The sequence below is a fragment of the Trinickia sp. Z7 genome (assembly GCF_056498045.1).
In genome coordinates this window covers 1-1,150 of the sequence record NZ_JAUEQW010000042.1, presented here as the reverse complement: position 1 = coordinate 1,150, position 1,150 = coordinate 1, and the positions used below count along the sequence as shown (strand labels likewise).

2 protein-coding genes are annotated in these 1,150 nt (G+C 65.7%); both read left to right on the top strand.

Features of this window, described 5'->3' with window-relative positions:
- Positions 1 to 417: sulfate adenylyltransferase subunit CysD (cysD, locus tag QQS38_RS25895; protein WP_479648184.1), on the top strand; the 417-nt coding region annotated here is incomplete at its 5' end.
- A gap of 44 nt (positions 418 to 461) precedes the next feature.
- The coding region (locus QQS38_RS25890; protein ID WP_479648183.1) for a GTP-binding protein at positions 462 to 1,150 on the top strand (689 nt) is incomplete at its 3' end.

Sequence of the window (1,150 nt, the reverse complement as noted above, 5' to 3'; positions counted from 1 at the left end):
CCGGAGCTCTGGAGCGTGTACAACGCGCGCTTGCACAAGGGCGAGCACCTGCGCGTGTTCCCGATCTCGAACTGGACCGAGCTGGACATCTGGCAATACATCGCGCGCGAAGGGCTCGAGCTGCCCTCGATCTACTACGCGCACGAGCGCGAGGTCGTGCGCCGCAACGGCTTGCTCGTGCCGGTGACGCCGCTCACGCCGATGCGCGAGGGCGAGGCGAGCGAAACGGCGCTCGTGCGGTTTCGCACGGTGGGCGACATCAGCTGCACCTGCCCGGTCGAGAGCGATGCCGACACCGTGGAGAAGATCATCGCCGAGACGGCGGTGACCGACATCACCGAACGCGGCGCGACGCGCATGGACGATCAGGCCTCGGAAGCGGCCATGGAACAGCGCAAGAAGCAAGGCTACTTTTAAGCGCCGAGCACCCCTCGAGCAATCAACGCAACGGAATTGAGAACATGAGTACTCCTCATCAACCGGCAGACCTGGGCGTGCTGCGTTTCATCACGGCGGGCAGCGTCGACGACGGCAAGAGCACGTTGATCGGCCGCCTGCTGTACGACAGCCGTGCGGTGCTGTCCGATCAACTATCGGCGCTCTCGCGCGCGAAGAACAAGCGCACGGTGGGCGACGAGATCGATCTGTCGCTGCTCACCGACGGGCTGGAGGCCGAGCGCGAGCAAGGCATCACGATCGATGTGGCCTACCGCTACTTCGCCACGGCGCGGCGCAAGTTCATCATCGCGGACACGCCGGGCCACGAGCAGTACACGCGCAACATGGTGACGGGCGCCTCCACGGCGCATGCCGCGATCATCCTGATCGACGCCACGCGCGTGAGCAAGGACGAGGCGGGGCGCACGGTGCTGCTGCCGCAGACCAAGCGGCACAGCGCGATCGTGAAGCTGCTCGGCTTGCAGCATGCGATCGTGGCGATCAACAAGATGGATTTGGTCGATTACAGCGAGACGCGCTTCAACGAGATTCGCGACGCGTACGTGGAGCTGGCGCGGCAGTTGGGCTTGGCCGACGTGCGGTTCGTGCCGGTCTCGGCGCTCAAGGGCGACAACATCGTGCAGGCGAGCGAGCGCATGCCGTGGTACGCGGGCGAGCCGTTGCTCGATGTGCTCGAGGCGCTGCCGGTGAC